Origin of the sequence: Streptomyces cirratus, assembly GCF_014650775.1 — a bacterium.
GTDB classification, from domain to species: domain Bacteria; phylum Actinomycetota; class Actinomycetes; order Streptomycetales; family Streptomycetaceae; genus Streptomyces; species Streptomyces cirratus.
The window spans coordinates 182,977-200,461 of the sequence record NZ_BMVP01000011.1; the positions used below are offsets into that span (position 1 = coordinate 182,977).

Below are 17,485 nucleotides of genomic sequence, written 5' to 3' on the forward strand. Positions count from 1 at the left end.
CGGTCACTTCTCCGCGAGCAGCGGGTCGATCATCGAGCGCAGCTGGGTCTCGTTGAGCGCGACCAGCGTGCGGGCGGCGATCTTGCCCTCCTTGTCGAGGACGACGGTGGAGGGGATCGACTGCGGGTTCAGCGTGCCCTTGGGGAAGCGGAGGATCAGCCGGCCGTCGGGGTCGTAGAGGCTCGGGTAGGTGATCCCGAAGTTCTCCTCGAAGGCGGTGGCGTTCTGCTTGCTGTTGTCGCGGATGTTCAGGCCGACGAAGGCGACGTCCTGGCCGGCGTCGGTCAGCTCCTTCGACACCTTCGCGAAGTAGGGGGCTTCGGCCCGGCAGGGCGGGCACCAGGAGCCCCAGACGTTGAGGACGACGACCTTGCCCTTGAGGGTGGTCGTGTCGAGCGTCTTGCCGTCGACCGTCTCGCCGTCGAGCTTGGGGGCCTGGGTGCGCTCGCCCTTGGCGACGGTGGAGATGCCGCCGGCGCCCGCGACGTAGTTCCCGCCGGCGGAACCGGAGGGTTTGCTGCTGCCCGAATCGCCGCACGCCGTAAGGGTCAGGGCGCCCGCGAGGGTCATCGCGGTCAGCAGACTGACGCGGCCGCTGGTCGAGCGGCGGCGGGGGGCTTGGCCAAGGCTCATGTGAAAAGTTTCGCATGACCGATTTGCGGATCTTCCACGCCCCCCGGGCGTGTGTTAAGTCCCTGGTCAGCCGAGGGTGTGCCCTTGGGAGTCTCCTCGACGGCGTCCACGTAGATCCCGCCGTTCCACTCCTCGAAATGATTTCCGACGAACAGAGGGGCGCGGTTGCTCTCGTACGCCCGGGCGGCGCCCCCGAGGAGGCGGCGGTGCGCCCACCTCGTGGCCGTCCAGCCAGGTCTGGCGCACGTTCGTGGTGTGCAGCCGGGACGGCGCCGAAGGCCGACCCTTAGCACGGTCCAGGCCGAGCGGGCCCGAGACCGGCGGCCGGGGCCGGGAGCCCCGTACCGCCCGGTCGGCAACTACGCGCCGAAGGCCTTCGACTTCCCCTTCACCGGCTTGGCGCCCGCCAGCAGGTGCGCCGGGACCAGGTCCCGGGCCGGCTCGCTGTAGCCCACCGACACCAGCGCGTCGCCCTGGAACGTGAACGACGTCAGCGAAGCCAGCGTGCACTGACGCCGGCGCGGGTCGTGCCACAGCCGCCGCTTCTCCGCGAAGCTGCGCACGATCCAGATCGGCAGCTGGTGGCTCACCGCCACCGCCTCGTGCCCGCGCGCCGCGTCCCGCGCCGCCTCCAGCGCGCTCATCATCCGCACGACCTGCTCGACGTACGGCTCGCCCCAGGACGGCTTGAACGGGTTCGTCAGGTGCTTCCAGTTCGCCGGCTTGCGCAGCGCCCCGTCACCGACACCGAAGGTCTTGCCCTCGAAGACGTTCCCCGCCTCCAGCAGCCGCGCATCGGTGGCCAGGTCCAGGCCGTGCGCCTTGGCGACCGGTGCGGCCGTCTCCTGCGCCCGCTCCAGCGGGGAGGACACCACGTACGTGATGTCCCGGGACTGGAGGTGCTCCGCGACCCGCTCGGCCATCTGGCGGCCCAGCTCGGACAGGTGGTAGCCGGAGCGGCGACCGTAGAGCACGCCGTCCGGGTTGTGCACCTCGCCGTGCCGCATCAGGTGGACGACGGTGATCTCGCCCGGCGTGCTGCTGCTCATGCGGCGGCCTCCGCGGCGGCGCGGGCGGCGGCGGGCAGGGCGGCGGCGATGCGCTCGACGGCCTGCTCGTCGTGGGCGGTGGACACGAACCACGACTCGAACGCCGACGGCGGAAGGTAGACGCCCTGCGCCAGCATCGAGTGGAAGAACCCGTTGAAGCGGAAGGCGTCCTGCTTCTTCGCGTCGTCGTAGTTCTTCACCTCGTCCTCGGTGAAGAACACGGAGAACATGTTGGAGGCGGTCTGCACCCGGTGCGCGACGCCCTCCTTGGTCAGCGCCTCGGTGACCAGGCCCTGGATCTGCTTCGACACCGCGTCGACCTTGTCGTACGCCGCCTCGTCCAGCAGCCGCAGCTGCGCGAGACCGGCGGCGGTGGCGACCGGGTTACCGGAGAGCGTGCCCGCCTGGTAGACCGGGCCGGCCGGGGCCAGGTGGCCCATCACGTCGGCGCGGCCGCCGAACGCCGCGGCCGGGAAACCGCCGCCCATGACCTTGCCGAAGGTCATCAGGTCCGGCTTGACGCCGTCGACCCCGTACCAGCCGGCGCGGGAGGTACGGAAGCCCGTCATCACCTCGTCGGAGATGTACAGGGCGCCGTTCTCGCGGCACAGGTCGGCCAGGCCCTGGTTGAAGCCCTCGCCGGGGGTGACCACGCCCATGTTGCCGGGCGCGGCCTCGGTGATCACACAGGCGATCTCACCGGGGTGCGCGGCGAACGCCGCCCGGACCGCCTCCAGGTCGTTGTAGGGGAGCACGATCGTGTCGCCGGCCTGCGCACCCGTGACACCCGGGGTGTCGGGGAGCGCGAAGGTCGCGAGCCCGGAACCGGCGGAGGCCAGCAGGGCGTCGACGTGACCGTGGTAGCAGCCGGCGAACTTGACGACCTTGGCGCGGCCGGTGAAACCGCGGGCCAGCCGGATCGCGGACATGGTCGCCTCGGTGCCGGACGACACCAGGCGCACCTGCTCCACGGGCTCGATGCGCGCCACGATCTCCTCGGCGAGCGCGACCTCGCCCTCGCCCGGCGTGCCGAAGGACGTGCCGCGGGCGACGGCGGCCTGAACCGCCTCGATCACGGCGGGGTGGGAATGGCCGAGGATCATCGGTCCCCACGAGCAGACCAGGTCGACGTACTCGCGGCCGTCGGCATCGGTCAGATACGGACCGGTACCAGACACCATGAACCTGGGCGTACCCCCCACGGCGCGGAAGGCGCGCACGGGAGAGTTCACGCCGCCGGGCGTCACTACGGACGCGCGCGTAAACAGGTTCTGCGAGACTGGGGCTTCATACGGATACGGGTAGCTCACACCAGCCATGGTCTCAGAGGCCGCGACAGACTTGCGGACGGGCGTTTCACCGCGCCACCCCGGGGGAGGTCACTGCCATGATGATCAGGCTGCGTGGCGGGGGCCGCGGGGCCGGGGCAGGCAATACCAGTCGGGTGGAGATATGCAACGCGGTGGTGGACCGGGCGAGGGTACGGACGGCCTGGACCCGCAGCGCGCCCGTGATGCCCGCCGTCGCGGCAAGCACCGGCGGCGCGGAACCGAGGCCGCCGATGCGGCACCCGAACCCATCGTGCCGCCGGACGCGCTGCCCAAGGGCCGTGGCATGGGGGTGACCTACAAGTACTTCGGTGCCCCGGACGGCGCGACGGCGGCGCGGGTGCCCGTCACCATGCGGCCGGAGGAGCTCGGCGGGGACGAGCTGGGCATGGGCGGCCTGTTCACCAAGATCAAGCCGGAGACCATGGCGGCGATGGTCCTGACCGGCATCGAAGGCATACCCCTGCACAAGGTGCCCCCGCTGGAACTGGTCGTCCTGCACCCCGACTACGCGGTGGTCAAGCTCCCGATGACGGTGGTCGACCCGCTGCGCGGGGTCGGCGAGGAGTCGGTCGGCGCGGCGGCCTTCATCTGGTCCACGGTCCCCGACCGCGGGGGGCCGAGCGACGCGTTCAACGTCTACCAGCTCCTGCACGAATGGCAGGACTTCTCCCACCGCCTGCACGAGGCGGGCCACCAGGCGTACTGCCTCGTCTGGCCGTGACGCCCGGCCTCACCCGGTGAGGATCTTGAGGGCGCGCTCGCGCAGCGGGGCCAGCCGGACGCGGGGGGCGCCGTTGTGGACGGCGTTGGTGGCGATGACCACGTAGCGGCCGGTGGCGGGGGCGAGGTAGAGGCTCGTCCCGGTGAAGCCGTGGTGGTAGGCGACCGTTCCGCCGGCGGCGAGGACCCAGCCCAGGCCCCGGTAGAGGCCCGGCTCGATCTCGGCCTGCGGGGCGAGGCTCTCGCGCAGCCACAGGGTGAGCGGGCTGGTTTCGTGCGGGTCCCCGTGGCCGCCCAGCAGGTGCTCTGCGTACGTGGCGAGGTCGGTGGCGGGCGCGAAGACCCCGGCGTGGCCGGCGACGCCACCCATCGTCGCGGCGTTCTCGTCGTGCGCCACGCCCCACAGGCGGTCGTGGCCGTCGGGGTGCTCGGTCGGCGCGACGTCCGGAGCCTGGGGGACCGGGCCGTAGCCGGTGCGGCCCATGCCCAGCTCGGCCCAGAAGTCGGCGGCCAGGCGGTCCAGCGGCCTGCCGGCGACGTGGGCGAGGGCCAGGCCGAGCAGGATGTAACCGCGGTTGACGTAGCGGTGGGTGCCGGGGAGGTTCTCCATCAGCTCGTGGCAGATCAGCTCGTGCAGCGGCCTGGAGGTGAGGTCGTAGAGGTCGAGGCGGGTGGCGGCCTGGAGACCGCCGGTGTGTGACAGCAGCTGGCGCATGGTGGCTTCGCCGCTGGGCATGGGGCCGTCCATCGGCGGCAGGTAGGCCCTCACCGGGGTGTCGAGGTCGAGCAGCCCGTCGGCGACGGCGCGGCCGACGAGCGGCCAGGTGGCCGTGACCTTCGTCAGCGAGGCCAGGTCGTAGACGGTGTTCTCGTCGGGGGCCTTGGGGTTGGTGTACGGGGAGACGACCCCGGCGGAGATCACGGTCCGCTCCCCCGTGGCCGTACCGCAGACGAGGACCCCGCCGGGAGTGGCGCGGGCGGCGACGATCTCGTCCAGCGTGTCCCGCAGCGCGTGGGTCTCGGCGGTCGTGAACGGTACGGCCTGGGTCATCTCTGCCTCCGGGGTGGTGCGGTGCGGTGGTGATCTCCGCACTTAGCGTGGCCAGAGCGCGTCCGGCCCGCCCGTTGCCGCGCCGGACCACGCGCCGGGTCCCCCGGGCGGGTGGCCCCGCCCACCCCCGCCTCAGCGACGCAGGCGGTCTCCCCTCCTACGAACCCGTCATCTCCCCCGACCCCCGCCCCGACCGGGACCCCGGGGGCGGGGGCCGGGGGGGCGGCCGCTGGAATTCCTCACCGGCCGCCGGAGGCTAATGGCATGCTGGCAGGGTGAACGGACCCGGCATTCAGCTCACCCTCGCGCCCGAACTGCACGTCTTCGCCGCGCCCAGCCGGCGCGCCGAGCGGGTGCCCACCGTGACCGACGGGGCCTCCAGCGTCGGGCACGTCGTCGAGTCCGCCGGCGTTCCGCTCACCGAGGTCGGCCGGCTGCTCGTGGACGGGCAGGAGGTGCCCGTCTCGTACGTGCCCCAAGCAGGCGAGCTGGTCGAGGTGTTCGGCGTGGACCGCCCCCAGCGGATCCCGCAGCGCAGCGACGACGGCACCCCCCTCCGGTTCCTCCTGGACGTCCACCTCGGCACGCTCGCCCGCCGCCTGCGCCTGCTCGGAGTCGACGCCGCCTACGAGAACGAGGACATCGGGGACCCCGCCCTCGCCACCCGCTCCGCCGCCGAGCGCCGCGTCCTCCTCTCCCGCGACCGCGGCCTGCTGCGCCGCCGGGAGATCTTCGCCGGCGCGTACGTCTACAGCGACGACCCCGGCGAGCAACTGCGCGACGTACTCAGCCGCTTCGCACCGCACCTCGCGCCCTGGACCCGCTGCACCGCCTGCAACGGGCCGCTCCACGAAGCCGACAAGGACAGCGTGGGCGACCGCCTCCAGCACGGCACGCAGCGCTCCTACGACGTGTTCGCCCAGTGCACCGACTGCGAGCGCGTGTACTGGCGCGGCGCCCACCACGCCCGCCTGGAGCGGATCGTCTCCGACGCCCTCGCCGAATTCGGCCACGGCGACGGCGACGGCCACGGCGACGGCGACGCCGCCGCGTGAGGTGCGGCAGACTGCCGGGGCATGACTCCCGCTGAGGACCACGCCCCCAACGCCGTTGTCGACGTCGCCGTCGTAGGCGCCGGACCCACCGGACTCCTGCTCGCCGGCGACCTCGCCGCCGCCGGACTCTCCGTCACCCTCATCGAGCGACGCCCGCGGACCGCCGCCAATCTGACCCGGGCCTTCGCCGTCCACGCCCGCACCCTCGAACTCCTCGACGCGCGCGGCATCGCCGACCAGCTCGTCTCCACCGGCCGACCGATCGACCGCCTGCGCCCCTTCGGTGGCATGACCCTCTCCCTCCAACGACTGCGCTCCCGCTACCCCTTCGTACTGATCACTCCCCAATATGAGACAGAGAAACTGCTGGAGCGCCGAGCCCTGTCCACAGGGGCGGTCATCCGATATGACTGCGAAGTCACCGGCCTCCACCAGGACCACGACAGCGTCACGCTGGACCTCACCACCCCCACCGGCCCCGTGCGCCACACCGCCCGCCACGTCGTCGGCACCGACGGCGTCCGCTCCACCGTCCGCCAGGCCCTGGGCCTCCCCTTCCCCGGCAAGGCCGTCGTCCGCTCCATGGTCCTGGCCGACCTACGACTGACCGATCCCCCCGAGGACTTCCTCGCCGTCAACGGCAGCGCCGACGCCTTCGCTCTCGTCGTCCCCTTCGGCGACGGCTGGTACCGCGCCATCGCCTGGCACCGCGACGGCCGCGCCGCCGACACCGACCCCGTCGGCCTCGAAGAGCTGCGCACCATCACCCGCGCCGCCCTCGGCACCGACCACGGAATGCACGACCCCCGCTGGATGTCCCGCTTCCACAGCGACGAACGCCAGGTCCCCCACTACCGCCGCGGCCGCGTCTTCCTCGCCGGGGACGCCGCCCACGTCCACTCCCCCGCCGGCGGACTCGGCATGAACACCGGCCTCCAGGACGCCGCCAACCTCTCCTGGAAGCTCGCCGCCGTCCTCCACGGCCACAGCCCCGACCCCGAGGCCCTCCTCGACAGCTACCACCGCGAACGCCACCCCGTCGGCCGCCTCGTGCTGCGCGCGAGCGGCGCCCTCGTCCGCACCGCCATGGTCAGCGACCCCGCCCGCCGTGCCGCCCGCGCCCTCGGCGCCGCGCTCCTCGCCCGGTCCGGCCCCCTCCAGGAGCGCGCCCTCGCCCTCGTCTCCGGCATCGGGATCGCCTACCCGCCCCCGCCGGGCACGCACCGCCCGACCACCGCGGGCCGCCGCGCCCCCGACCTGCCGCTCTCCGGCGGCCTGCGCCTCTACGAGGCCCTGCGCACGGGCAGCTTCGTCCTCATCACCCCTCCTGGCCGGCCCACCCCGCCCGGGAGCCCGCTCTCCCACCACCACTGGCCCACCGGACGGCCGCGCACGGCGTCCGTCCTCGTACGCCCCGACGGTTACCTCGCCTGGAGCTCCGAGCGGGCGGACGACGCCGCCACCGCGTCCGCCGTCGCGTCCTGGCTCCTGCCGCGGCCCGCGCCGCACAAGGAACAGCACTGACGAGCCTCAGAACGCGTACGGGTCCCCCGTGTCCAGGGCCAGCACCGCGTGCTCGTTGTTGCCGCTGTTGCGGTCGGTGGCGTCGCCGTTCCACCACGTGTCGACGCGTACCACCACCTCCGGAACCCGCTCCCGCAACCCGAGCAGCAGCCCGATGTGCCGGCCCTGCCCGTGCGCCGGCAGCGGGCCGGTCTCGCACACCACCTCCCGCCGCCCCACCCGCGCGCATCCCTCGGCCAGCTCCTGCGCGTCCCCGAGGTCCGCCGACAGCCGTACCCGCAGCGTGGCGTCGGCCAGCGCGTTCGGCCCCTCGTTCTGCGGGACCAGCCACAGCCGCAGCTGTCCCCGGTCCAGCGAGACCCGGCCGTGGTACGAGACGTCCGCCTCCGGCTCGGGCGCCCGGGCCCCGGCGCTGCCCGCACCCCCGGCACCGCCCAGCACCAGCAAGCCCGCCACCACCACACTCCGTACGGCACCACGGCGCACCGCCACCACCTCCACGCGCGGACGCTAGACGGCCCCCGCCCCCGCCGGTCGGACCATCACACGAACGAGGGCGCGCCGCGGCCTCCTAGGACGGCCGACCGGCGGCACCGTGGCATCCGCCTATGCTGGCCGGGAATCGCCCGTACGAACGAACGCCGAACGACGAACGAGGAGCACGCCCATGAGCCCCGCCACCCGGACCGCCGTAGTCACCGGCGCGAGCAGCGGCATCGGCGCGGCCACCGCCCGGCAGCTCGCGGCGGCCGGCTACCACGTCGTCCTCACCGCACGCCGCAAGGACCGCATCGAGGCCCTCGCCGCCGAGATCACCGGCGCCGGCCACGAGGCCACCGCCCATGCCCTCGACGTCACCGACCGCGCCGCCGTGGACGCCTTCGCGGCCTCCCTCAAGCGCTGCGACGTGCTGGTCAACAACGCCGGCGGTGCGATCGGCGCCGAGCCCGTGGCCACCGGCGACCCCGCCGACTGGCGCACGATGTACGAGGTCAACGTCATCGGCACGCTGAACGTCACCCAGGCCCTCCTCCCGGCCCTGGTCGCCTCCGGCGACGGCACGGTGGTCGTGGTGTCCTCCACCGCCGGGCACGCCGCGTACGAGGGCGGCGCGGGCTACGTCGCCGCGAAGAACGGCGCCCGCGTGCTCGCCGAGACGCTCCGCCTGGAGATCGTCGGGCAGCCCGTCCGCGTCATCGAGATCGCGCCGGGCATGGTCAAGACGGAGGAGTTCGCGAAGACCCGCTTCCGGGGTGACGCGGAGAAGGCCGAGAAGGTCTACGCGGGCGTCGCGCAGCCCCTGTCCGCCGACGACGTGGCCGACACCATCACCTGGGCGGTGACCCGCCCCAGCCACGTCAACATCGACCTCCTGGTGGTCCGCCCCCGCGCCCAGGCCTCGAACACGAAGGTCCACCGGGAGCTCTGAACCCGCCCCGGCCGGGGCGGCCACGAGCAGCGCGTGGTCGCCCCCGCCGCGGACGACGTCACCGAGCCCCCCAACGCCCTTGTGCTGCGCGGCGCCCGGGTCAGCCCTTGATGCAGATGACCTGCCTGAGCTTGGCCACCACCTCGACCAGGTCGGTCTGCTGGTCGATGACCTGCTCGATCGACTTGTACGCGCCCGGGATCTCGTCCACCACGCCGGAGTCCTTGCGGCACTCCACACCCTTGGTCTGCTCCGCCAGGTCCCGGACCGAGAAACGCTTCTTCGCCGCCGTCCGGCTCATCTTCCGGCCGGCGCCGTGCGAAGCAGAGTTGAAGGACTTCTCGTTGCCGAGTCCCTTCACGATGTACGAACCCGTCCCCATCGAGCCGGGGATGATGCCGTAGTCCCCGCTGCCCGCCCGGATCGCGCCCTTGCGCGTGACCAGCAGCTCCATCCCGTCGTACCGCTCCTGCGCCACGTAGTTGTGGTGGCAGCTGATCTCCCGCTCGAAGGAGACCTTGGCCTTGCGGAACTCCTTGCGGATGACCTCCTTGAACAGGCTCATCATCGCGGCGCGGTTGAACTTCGCGTACTCCTGCGCCCAGAAGAGGTCGTTGCGGTAGGCGTCCATCTCCGGGGTCGCCGCCAGGAACACCGCAAGGTCCCGGTCGACCAGTCCCTGGTTGTGGGAGAGCCCGCGAGCCACCTCGATGTGGAAGTTCGCCAGCTCGTTGCCGATGTTGCGGGAACCCGAGTGCAGCATGAGCCAGACGGAACCGGACTGATCGAGACAGAACTCGACAAAGTGATTCCCCCCGCCGAGCGTTCCGACCTGCTTCGCCGCCCGTTCCCGGCGGCTCTTGACCGGATCGGCGAGGTAGTCGAACCGCTGCCACAGGTCGTCGTAGGCCGCCTCCTTCGCCCCGAAGCCGTACAGCCGCCCCGGGTCCACGGGCTCCTTGTGCAGGCCCACACCCACCGGGATCGCGCGCTCGATCTTCGACCGCAGCGCCGACAGGTCGCCCGGGAGGTCGTTCGCCGTGAGGGAGGTCTTCACCGCCGACATGCCGCAGCCGATGTCGACGCCGACCGCCGCCGGGCAGACCGCGTCCTTCATCGCGATCACCGAACCGACCGTGGCGCCCTTGCCGTAGTGCACGTCCGGCATGACGGCCAGGCCCTTGATCCACGGAAGGGTCGCGACGTTGCGCAGCTGCTGCATCGCCTGGTCCTCGACCGACGCCGGATCGGTCCACATCCGGATCGGGACCTTCGCCCCGGGCACCTCTACATACGACATAACGCCCTCAAAACCCCGTTAATCACAGGAAAGTCGGAATACGCAAAAAGCCTCGCTCATGGCCCCATAGCGGACAAGGAACCGGCGCCGGCACCAGCGTGTGCGATAGACATTGTGTCCAGCCGTGCCCCAGCCACGGCAAAGCAATTTCCTGACCGCCGGGCAGCCGGCCGGCCGAAGGGAGCCATGGGACGTGCAGCGCAAGGCGGTACGACGGCGGGCCCTGCCAGGCGTCGCGATGCTCACCGCGCTCGTGGCCGGGGTCACCGGCCTCACCGGGTGCACCGAGAAGAGCGGCCCCGGGACCACCACCGACGCGAAGGCCGGCGGCAGCACCGCCGTGCCCGCACAGCCGGGGAAGTACCGCAACCTCCCCGCCCCGTGCAAGGCCGCCGACGTCAAGCGGCTGCGGGGCATGCTCCCCGCCGACGAGAGCCTCACCGACGAACAGCGCGAGCTGCTCTACGCCGGGACGGCGGACGCCTCGTACGACGCCGACCGGCGCGTCGGCTGCCGCTGGACCGCGCAGACGCCCTCGGAGACCCGGCTGCTGTCCATCGGCTTCGAGCGCGTGGTCTCCTACGACCGGGCCGCCGCGAGCGACGACGACAAGGCGCGGCAGGTGTACGTACGCCGCCTCACCGACGCGCACCTTCCCTTCCCCGGGATTTCGGCGTCACCCTCGTCACCCTCGTCACCGTCTGCGCCCCCCGCTCCCGCCGCGCCCTCTTCACCGCCCGCCGCTCCCGGTGCGACGCCGAACCCGGCCGCCCCCGGCGGCAGCCCGAGCGGGAGCCCGTCGCCCACCGCCGCGCCGGAACTCGGCTCCCGCGTACTGGCGGGGCTGGGCAACGAGGCGTACATCGAGGACAAGCTGAGCCCGGCCGGCACCACCGCCCCGCAGTCGCGCACCGTGCGCACTGTGTTCCGCACCTCGAACGTCATCGTCACCATCGAGTACAGCGTCCAGCCCTCCCAGCCCGGCATCGTGCCTTCCAGCGCGGAAACCCAGGACAAGGTAAGGCAGTTGGCGCAGGCGCTCGTCGAGCGGTTCAACGAGTGAGCGCACGCGCCCCCAGGGGGCGTGCGCGGCCCGCGTGACGGCGCGCACAGCAGCCGGGCGCCGGGTCGGGCTACCGTTGTTCGAGTCCCGCGCCCCGAAAACGGCCCCAACGACTGAAGGAACCATGCACCGATCAGCCTCGCGCCTCACCCGCGTTCTCGCCTGCGCAGCCGTCCCGGTGATCCTCACCGTCGCCGGATGCTCCTCCGATTCGGGCGGCAAGGCCTCGGGCTCGGACGGCAAGAAGTCCGATTCCTCCGCATCCTCCAAGCCGAGCGGGAAGAAGACGCCCAACCTGGAGAAGGTGGCGTTCACCACGCTGCCGGAGCCCTGCAAGGCGGTGCAGTCGAAGACCGTCGACACGCTCGTGCCCCAGGCGAAGGACAAGAACGGCTCGGCGACGAAGTCGAACGACCTTTCCAGCCGCGCCAGCTGCTCCTGGAACGGCCTCGACGAGGACGGCCTCAAGGGTTCGCAGTACCACTGGCTGTCGATCTCCCTGGTCCGCTACGACTCCCACGCCACACTGGGCAGCGGCAACAAGCGCGCCGAGGACCAGTACAACAAGCAGGTCGAGACGGCGAAGAAGGTCGACGGCGCCCACGACGTCAAGGTGGAGCAGGCCGGCGGGATCGGCGACCAGGGCACCTCGGTCGTCTACGGCGTGAAGAAGGACGTCGACTTCTTCAACACCACCGTCGTCGTGCGCGACAAGAACGTCGTGATCACCCTCGACTACAACGGCGCCGCCTACGAGGGCGCCTCCGCCCCCGACCAGGGCAAGCTCCTCCAGGACGCCATCGCCGCCGCCAAGGAGACGGCCGCCTCTGTCGAGGCCGCGGGCACCGGCCAGCCGGCCGCCGGCCAGGGCGGACCCCAGTCCCCCGCGCCGTCGCAGTCGGCGCAGCAGGGTCAGGGGCAGGGCCAGGGGCAGGGCCAGGGCCAGGGTCAGGGCCAGGAGTCCAAGTCCCCGGAGCCCTCGAAGTCCGCAGGACAGTAGGAAGCGCCCCGTCGAAGCCGGCCGAATCAGCGGGGGCAGGGGCAGAGGTAGGGCTGACATCCAGTCACCCGTACGCTGTGCCTGCCCGGGCTCGAACAGCTCCCGGCAGCAGCTCGTAGCACGTCGAAGGACAGGGGATCACGCGTGGCCGCGATGCAGTTGACTCGTACGCACCGGATACTCATCGGTGTCGTGGTCGCCGGAGCCGTGGTCATCGCGGGCATCGGCTTCGCGGGTTCGTACTCCGCGGTCCGCGCGCTGGCCTTGAAGAAAGGCTTCGGCAACTTCTCGCTGGTCTTCCCCATCGGCATCGACGCCGGCATCTGCGTGCTGCTGGCGCTCGACCTGCTGCTGACCTGGATCCGGATCCCGTTCCCGCTGCTGCGCCAGACGGCGTGGCTGCTGACCGCCGCGACCATCGCGTTCAACGGCGCGGCCGCGTGGCCGGATCCGCTCGGTGTCGGCATGCACGCGGTGATCCCGATCCTGTTCGTGGTCACCGTCGAAGCGGCCCGGCACGCGGTCGGCCGGATTGCCGACATCACCGCCGACCGGCACATGGAGGGCGTCCGGATCACCCGCTGGCTCCTCTCCCCCGTCCCCACCTTCAAGCTGTGGCGCCGGATGAAGCTGTGGGAACTGCGCTCCTACGAGCAGGCCGTCGGCATGGAGCAGGACCGGCTGATCTACCAGGCCCGCCTCCAGGCCCGCTACGGGCGCGCCTGGCGCCGCAAGGCCCCCGTGGAGGCGCTGATGCCGCTGCGCCTGGCCCGGATCGGGGTGCCCCTCGCACAGACGGCCCCGACGGGCCTCGCGGCGGCCGGTATCGAGCCGCTGCTGCTGCCCCCGGCCGAGCTCGGGCCCGAGGCGCAGAACCCGGCCCCCGCCCTCGCAGCGGCGCCCGGACAGCCGACCCCGGGGCCCGCACCCCAGACTCCGGCCGGGCCCCAGACTCCGGCCGGGCCCCAGACCGCCCCCGAGGCGCAGACGGCGCCCGCACCCCAGTCCGCACCCCAGCCCGCCGTCCCCGGCCCCCTCCCCGCCCAGCTGCCCTTCGCGGTGGAGCCGACCGCCATGCCCGCGGCCCACAACAGCGCCTGGTTCGCCGCGCCCCTCGCCCCCCAGGCGGCGTACGAGGGCGGCTACAACCCCCAGTACGTCGAAGGCCTGGAGCCGACCCCGGTCATGCCCCCGGCCGGCCCGGACCAGCAGGAGCAGACCCCGGCCCCGGAGCCGGAGACCGCCCCGGGGCCGGACGTCGACGAGGTGAAGTTCGCGGAGGCCGCCTACGAGGTCTTCCGCGCCTTCCTCGACGAGCACTCGCAGTTCCCGACCCCGGAGCAGGTGGACATACACCTCTCGGACCGCCACGGGATCGTGCACCCGCGCAGCGCCTCGATGATCCGCCGCCTGATGCCGGAGCTCAAGCTCCGCTACCAGCGCGACCTGGAGAACGAGCACATCGCGTAAGCGGCCGCCCCACCACGGCGGAAGGGCCCGTCCCCCCGGTTGATGCCAGGGGTACGGGCCCTTCTCAGGTCCTACGGACCGGACCTACGGACCGGCCCTACGGACCGGACCTACGGAGGCTCAGGCAGCCAGCAGCTTGCGCACCCGGTCCGCCCCCACCGCCAGCAGCAGCGTGGGCAGCCGCGGCCCGGTCTCCCGGGTCACCAGCAGCCGGTACAGCAGCGCGAAGAACGTGCGCTGCGCGACCTTGAGCTCCGGCGTCGGCTTGGCGTCGGGCTCCAGCCCGGCCATCACCTTCGGCACGCCGTAGACCAGCGTGGTCAGCCCGTCGAGCGACCAGTGCGAGTCCAGCCCCTCCAGGAGCAGCCGCAGCGACTCCCGGCCCTCGTCGTCCAGCGAGGCCAGCAGCTCGGTGTCCGGCTCCTCGCGCACCAGCGTCCGCTGGTCGGCCGGGACCTGGGTGGTGATCCAATTCTCGGCGCGGTCCAGCCGCGGCCGTACCTCGTCCAGCGAGGCCAGCGGCCGCTCCGGGTCCAGGTCGGACAGGATGCGCAGCGTCTGCTCGTCGTGCCCGGCGGTGATGTCGACCACCGAGGCGAGCGTCCGGTACGGCATCGGGCGCGGGGTGCGCGGCAGCTCGCCCGCGGCGGTCCGCACGGCGCGCGTGTGCGCGGCGGCGTCGGCCGGCAGCACGGAGCCGTCGGCGACCTTCGCCTCCAGCTTGTCCCACTCGTCGTACAGCCGCTGGATCTCCTGGTCGAAGGCGATCTTGAAGGACTGGTTCGGGCGGCGGCGCGCGTACAGCCAGCGCAGCAGCTGCGGCTCCATGATCTTGAGCGCGTCGGCCGGGGTCGGGACGCCGCCCTTGCTGGACGACATCTTCGCCATGCCGCTGATGCCGACGAACGCGTACATCGGTCCGATCGGCTGCTCGCCGCCGAAGATGTGCACGATCTGGCCGCCGACCTGGAACGACGAACCGGGCGAGGAGTGGTCGACACCGGAGGGCTCGAAGATGACGCCCTCGTACGCCCAGCGCATGGGCCAGTCGACCTTCCAGACCAGCTTGCCGCGGTTGAACTCGCTGAGCGCTACGGTCTCGGTGAACTCGTCCTCGGTGCAGACGTAGGTCAGCTCCGTGGTCGCGTCGTCGTACGCCGTGACCTTGGTGAAGTCCTTGCCGCACTGGCCGCAGTACGGCTTGTACGGGAAGTAGCCGCCCTCGGCGCTGCTGCCGTCGTCCTCCGCGGCGGCGCCCGAACCCTCGGCGGCCTCCAGCTCGGCCTCGTCCACCTGCTTCTGCTGCGGCTTCTTGCCGCCCGGCTTCTGCTTCGTGCGGTACTGGTCGAGTACGGCGTCGATGTCCGCGCGGTGCTTCATCGCGAACAGCACCTGCTCGCGGTAGACGCCCGTCGTGTACTGCTCGGTCTGGCTGATCGGGTCGTACTCGACGCCCAGCTCGGCCAGCGACTCGACCATCGCCGCCTTGAAGTGCTCGGCCCAGCTGCCGTACGCGGACCCGGCCGGGGCCGGGACGGAGGTCAGCGGCTTGCCGATGTGCTGCGCCCAGCTCTCGTCCACGCCCTCGACGCCCGCCGGCACCTTGCGGTAGCGGTCGTAGTCGTCCCAGGACAGGACGTGCCGGACTTCGATGCCCCGGCGGCGGATCTCGTCGGCGACCAGGTGCGGGGTCATGACCTCGCGCAGGTTGCCCAGGTGGATGGGGCCGGAGGGGGAGAGTCCGGACGCCACGACGACAGGTTTGCCGGGTGCTCGGCGCTCCGCCTCGGCGATGACCTCGTCCGCGAAACGGGAGACCCAGTCGGTCTCGGTGCTGCTCTGAGCCACGACACGTCCTTCTATCTCGAATGCTGGCCTAGCCATTCTCCCAGACGGAAGAGGCCGCTCCGGGGTTGCTTTTTCTCCGGGAAACCGCAGGGCCTCCCGTGGGATACTCGGGCTTTGTCGGAACAACCAAGTTCACCTCCCAGCGTGCCCCCGGGCGCGACCTCACAGGAACGGCAGCTCATGGCCTCGGTCCCTTCCCTCGCTTCGTCCGTCAACCAGCGCGTCGCGGACGCCCTCGCCTCCGCGCTGCCGGAGGCCGGTGCCACCGACCCGCTGCTGCGACGTAGCGACCGGGCCGACTTCCAGGCCAACGGCATCCTGGCCCTCGCGAAGAAGGCCAAGGCCAACCCGCGCGAGCTCGCGGCCGACGTGGTGGGCGCGATCCCGACCGGTGACCTGATCCAGGAGATCGAGGTCTCCGGCCCCGGCTTCCTCAACATCACGATCACCGACCGGGCGATCATCGAGACCCTGGCCGCCCGCGCCGCCGACGACCGCCTCGGCGTCCCGTACGCGCAGAACGCCGGCACCACGGTGATCGACTACGCGCAGCCCAACGTCGCCAAGGAGATGCACGTCGGCCACCTGCGCTCCGCCGTCATCGGCGCCGCGATGGTCGAGATCCTGGAGTTCACCGGCGAGAAGGTGATCCGCCGCCACCACATCGGCGACTGGGGCACCCAGTTCGGCATGCTCATCCAGTACCTCCTGGAGCACCCGCACGAGCTGGACCACAAGGCCGACGGCGGCGAAGAGGTCTCCGGCGAGGAGGCCATGTCCAACCTGAACCGCCTCTACAAGGCCTCGCGCGCCCTCTTCGACTCCGACGAGGAGTTCAAGACGCGCGCCCGCGCCCGGGTCGTGGACCTCCAGGCCGGGGACCCCGAGACCCTCGCCATGTGGCAGCGGTTCGTCGACGAGTCGAAGATCTACTTCTACTCCGTCTTCCACAAGCTGGACATGGACATCCAGGACCCTGACGTGGTCGGCGAGTCCGGCTACAACGACATGCTCGCCGAGACCTGCAAGCTGCTGGAGGACTCGGGCGTCGCCGTCCGCTCCAACGGCGCGCTGTGCGTCTTCTTCGACGAGTACAAGGGCCCGGACGGCAACCCGACGCCGCTGATCGTCCAGAAGTCCGACGGCGGCTTCGGCTACGCCGCGACCGACCTGTCCGCGATCCGCAACCGCGTGGGCGAGCTCAAGGCCGACACCCTCATCTACGTAGTGGACGCCCGCCAGTCCCTGCACTTCAAGATGGTCTTCGAGACGGCCCGCCGGGCCGGCTGGCTGAACGACGGGGTCAAGGCCGTCCAGCTGGCCTTCGGCACCGTCCTGGGCAAGGACGGCAAGCCGTTCAAGACCCGTGAGGGCGAGACCGTCCGCCTGGTCGACCTGCTGGACGAAGCCGTCGAGCGGGCCACGGCCGTCGTGCGCGAGAAGAGCGAGAAGATCGGCCTGAGCGAGGAGGAGATCGTCTCCAACGGCCAGTACGTGGGCATCGGCGCGGTCAAGTACGCCGACCTCTCCACCTCCGCCGGCCGCGACTACAAGTTCGACCTCGACCAGATGGTCTCGCTGACCGGTGACACGTCCGTGTACCTCCAGTACGCGTACGCCCGTAACCGCTCGATCCTGCGCAAGGCGGGCGAGACCCGGCCCGTCGCGCACCCGGAGCTGGCGCTCGCCCCGGCCGAGCGCGCGCTCGGCCTGCACATCGACCAGTTCGGGGAGGTCGTCGCGGACGCGGCCGCCGAGTACGCCCCGCACAAGGTCGCGGCGTTCCTCTTCCAGCTGGCCACGCTCTACTCGACCTTCTTCGACCAGTGCCCGGTCCTCAAGGCCGACACCGCGGAGCAGATGGAGAACCGCCTCTTCCTCTGCGACCTGACCGCCCGCACCCTCACCAAGGGCATGGCGCTCCTCGGCATCCGCACCCCCGAGCGCCTCTGACGCACCAGGAGGGCGGCTCGGAGGGCGGCTCCGAGCCGTCCATATCCCGCCTGGAGGGG

15 protein-coding genes are annotated in these 17,485 nt (G+C 71.8%); 8 read left to right on the plus strand and 7 right to left on the minus strand.

All coding sequences use genetic code 11. The features are described from left to right. Positions 1-3: 3 nt before the first annotated feature. The 3 genes from IE207_RS24385 to hemL form a co-directional block, all read right to left on the minus strand. Complete coding sequence (locus tag IE207_RS24385) at positions 4-633, minus strand: TlpA family protein disulfide reductase (protein ID WP_190186416.1); 630 nt, start codon at positions 631-633, stop codon at positions 4-6. Between the two features lie 359 nt (positions 634-992). Further along, positions 993-1,682, minus strand: a complete 690-nt coding sequence (locus IE207_RS24390) for a histidine phosphatase family protein (RefSeq protein WP_190186417.1) — start codon at positions 1,680-1,682, stop codon at positions 993-995. Next, positions 1,679-3,001, minus strand: a complete 1,323-nt coding sequence (gene hemL / locus IE207_RS24395) for a glutamate-1-semialdehyde 2,1-aminomutase (RefSeq protein WP_190186418.1) — start codon at positions 2,999-3,001, stop codon at positions 1,679-1,681. The genes IE207_RS24390 and hemL overlap by 4 nt, the downstream gene beginning before the upstream one ends. Before the next feature lie 295 nt (positions 3,002-3,296). Here hemL and IE207_RS24400 point away from each other — a divergent pair, with 295 nt between their 5' ends. Further along, entirely contained in the window at positions 3,297-3,734 is a 438-nt protein-coding gene (locus tag IE207_RS24400) for a hypothetical protein (protein WP_136216611.1), read from the plus strand. Positions 3,735-3,743: 9 nt separating this feature from the next. On the opposite strand, the gene IE207_RS24405 is transcribed toward IE207_RS24400, so the two are convergent. Next, entirely contained in the window at positions 3,744-4,784 is a 1,041-nt protein-coding gene (locus tag IE207_RS24405) for a serine hydrolase domain-containing protein (protein WP_190186419.1), read from the minus strand. 275 nt (positions 4,785-5,059) lie between these two features. Between IE207_RS24405 and IE207_RS24410 the strand changes: the two genes are divergently transcribed. Together IE207_RS24410 and IE207_RS24415 are read left to right on the plus strand one after the other, a co-directional pair. Continuing rightward, positions 5,060-5,839 carry a Mut7-C RNAse domain-containing protein gene (locus tag IE207_RS24410; protein ID WP_190186420.1) on the plus strand — a complete coding sequence of 260 codons (780 nt, stop codon included), beginning with the start codon at positions 5,060-5,062 and terminating at the stop codon, positions 5,837-5,839. 21 nt (positions 5,840-5,860) lie between these two features. Then, complete coding sequence (locus tag IE207_RS24415; RefSeq protein ID WP_190186421.1) at positions 5,861-7,363, plus strand: FAD-dependent oxidoreductase; 1,503 nt, start codon at positions 5,861-5,863, stop codon at positions 7,361-7,363. Between the two features lie 6 nt (positions 7,364-7,369). On the opposite strand, the gene IE207_RS24420 is transcribed toward IE207_RS24415, so the two are convergent. Next, complete coding sequence (locus IE207_RS24420) at positions 7,370-7,864, minus strand: hypothetical protein (protein WP_190186422.1); 495 nt, start codon at positions 7,862-7,864, stop codon at positions 7,370-7,372. A 166-nt stretch (positions 7,865-8,030) separates the two neighbouring features. Here IE207_RS24420 and IE207_RS24425 point away from each other — a divergent pair, with 166 nt between their 5' ends. Then, positions 8,031-8,792, plus strand: a complete 762-nt coding sequence (locus tag IE207_RS24425) for an SDR family NAD(P)-dependent oxidoreductase (RefSeq protein WP_190186423.1) — start codon at positions 8,031-8,033, stop codon at positions 8,790-8,792. A 100-nt stretch (positions 8,793-8,892) separates the two neighbouring features. On the opposite strand, the gene IE207_RS24430 is transcribed toward IE207_RS24425, so the two are convergent. Further along, a complete protein-coding gene (locus IE207_RS24430) occupies positions 8,893-10,092 on the minus strand; it encodes an RtcB family protein (protein ID WP_190186424.1) in 1,200 nt (399 codons plus the stop codon). Between the two features lie 193 nt (positions 10,093-10,285). Between IE207_RS24430 and IE207_RS24435 the strand changes: the two genes are divergently transcribed. The 3 genes from IE207_RS24435 (at position 10,286) to IE207_RS24445 (ending at position 13,625) form a co-directional block, all read left to right on the plus strand. After that, entirely contained in the window at positions 10,286-11,155 is an 870-nt protein-coding gene (locus IE207_RS24435) for a DUF3558 domain-containing protein (RefSeq protein ID WP_190186425.1), read from the plus strand. 124 nt (positions 11,156-11,279) lie between these two features. Continuing rightward, positions 11,280-12,155: a DUF3558 family protein gene (locus IE207_RS24440; protein ID WP_190186426.1), complete on the plus strand. Its 876-nt coding sequence runs from the start codon at positions 11,280-11,282 to the stop codon at positions 12,153-12,155. Positions 12,156-12,308: 153 nt separating this feature from the next. Beyond that, the gene (locus IE207_RS24445) at positions 12,309-13,625 is read left to right on the plus strand and encodes a DUF2637 domain-containing protein (RefSeq protein ID WP_190186427.1); all 1,317 of its coding nucleotides are present in this window, start codon (positions 12,309-12,311) and stop codon (positions 13,623-13,625) included. Positions 13,626-13,745: 120 nt separating this feature from the next. Here IE207_RS24445 and lysS read toward each other — a convergent pair whose 3' ends face one another. Beyond that, complete coding sequence (gene lysS / locus IE207_RS24450; protein ID WP_190186428.1) at positions 13,746-15,509, minus strand: lysine--tRNA ligase; 1,764 nt, start codon at positions 15,507-15,509, stop codon at positions 13,746-13,748. A gap of 144 nt (positions 15,510-15,653) precedes the next feature. Here lysS and argS point away from each other — a divergent pair, with 144 nt between their 5' ends. Further along, positions 15,654-17,426 (plus strand): arginine--tRNA ligase, encoded by a 1,773-nt coding sequence (gene argS, locus IE207_RS24455; protein WP_190186429.1) that lies wholly within the window; start codon positions 15,654-15,656, stop codon positions 17,424-17,426. Positions 17,427-17,485: the final 59 nt, after the last annotated feature.